Annotated in this window: 2 protein-coding genes; one reads left to right on the top strand and one right to left on the bottom strand. The window is 59.9% G+C overall.

The features are described 5' to 3' along the window. Positions 1-605, bottom strand: a 605-nt coding sequence (locus tag ACRZ9X_RS22400; RefSeq protein WP_480522307.1) for a winged helix-turn-helix domain-containing protein, incomplete at its 3' end; no start/stop codon positions are given. A gap of 182 nt (positions 606-787) precedes the next feature. Between ACRZ9X_RS22400 and mddA the strand changes: the two genes are divergently transcribed. After that, positions 788-1,567, top strand: coding sequence for a methanethiol S-methyltransferase (gene mddA, locus ACRZ9X_RS22395; RefSeq protein ID WP_480522306.1), 780 nt, complete (start codon positions 788-790; stop codon positions 1,565-1,567). Positions 1,568-1,637 lie beyond the last annotated feature (70 nt).

The following is a 1,637-nucleotide window of genomic DNA, read 5'->3' as shown; positions in this document are numbered from 1 at the left end:
GTGCCCTGCCACTCCACGGTGCCTGACGCGACGAACTGCGCGGCCAGTTGCGACCCCATGTCGGTCAGATCGGTTTCAGGCCCCGCGAACCGAAAGCTGGAGCCACGGGCGATCACGTTGATCCAGCGCAGCCGGGACAGGGTCGCGATCAGCTCGGCCGGGATGGCTTCGGCAATGGCGATCTGCGTGGTGTCTCCGCCGATCAGCTGAAAGGGACGTATCGCCAGCGTCGGTTTTTGCGCAGGACCGGTGACGCTGTTTGTGGCGGGCTGAGAAAGATCTCTGGGCGTGGCAATGGCCTCGGTCACTTCGGCCACAAACCGAAAGCCATGACCCCGGACGGTGCGAATGATCGCCTGCCGATCTCCGTCATCGCCGACGGCCCGCCGGATTTGGCGGATGGCGGTTGAAAGCGAGGCTTCGGTCACGATCAGGTCGGGCCAGATGGCCTCAAAGATCTGGTCCTTGGACACGGCGCGGTGCCGGTTGCGGATCAGGAACTGCAACAGGGCAAGGCATTTCGGCTCCAATGCGATTGGGCCGTCTGGGCCGGACAGCTCCAAAAGCGCGGTATTCAGCCGGTACGCGTCAAACTCATACACCATTGCGCCTTTTTTAGCCTGATCTTTGTGGCCAACACAAACCTGTGGTTCGCGAATAGCCCGGCAATCTTCAGCAAACCCTCAGGCAACCCTCAAGCGGCGGGCCCGGCACTGGCGTAAGCCTTCCCTGACCCGCCTTTGGTTTTGCGGGTCGTGTGTAGCTTACCTCGTCACAGGAGCCTGAAATGAAACGCCCCGGCCTGATCCTTTATGGCATTGCCGCCTACATCCTTTTCAACGTTGTTTTCCTTTACATGATCGCGTTTTTGCTGGAACTTCCGGTGCCCAAAACCATCAACAGCGGCACACCTGGCCCAGTTGATTTGGCCGTTACGGCCAATCTGGGCTTGGTCTTTCTGTTCGGCTTTTTCCACAGCCTGATGGCGCGGGACCGCTTCAAACGCTGGTGGACCACGATCGTCCCGGCCGAGGCCGAACGCAGCAGTTTTGTCCTGCAATCGGCGCTGTTTCTGGGCCTCGCCCTGTGGCAGTGGCAACCGATCCCGGCAACGATCTGGCAGGTCGGGGGCGTTTACGCATGGCTGGCCTATGCAGTCTGCGCCACGGGCGTCGTACTGGTTGTGCTTTCGACTTTACTGATCGACCATTTCGAGCTGTTCGGCCTGCGCCAGATCTGGTCGGCACATACCGAAAAACCCATGCCCGCACCGCAGTTCCGCACGCCGATGCTGTACCGATTTGTGCGCCACCCGATGCAATTGGGCGTCACTCTGGTGTTCTTCGGTACGCCGCATATGACGGTTGGCCATCTGATCTTTGCCGGGGCGATGACCGCTTATGTTCTGATCGGCTTGTGGTTCGAGGAACGGTCTCTGGTGCGTGAATTCGGCAATACCTATCGCGCCTATCAGAAAATGGTGCCGATGCTGATCCCCCGCTTGGTCCCGATTGCCCGCAATGCTTGCAATCCCCGGCGACTTGAAGCCGTGGAGTTTGAGCGATGAAACAGGATCTTCCCGTTTTTCCGGCCCTTCACGGCTCGACCAGCAGCGGCAAACAGTGGTGCGTTTTGGC

Source organism: Ruegeria sp. AL1, from assembly GCF_056540905.1.
The sequence above is the reverse complement of the archived record's forward strand: the minus strand, read 5'-3'. Positions and strand labels throughout refer to the sequence as shown.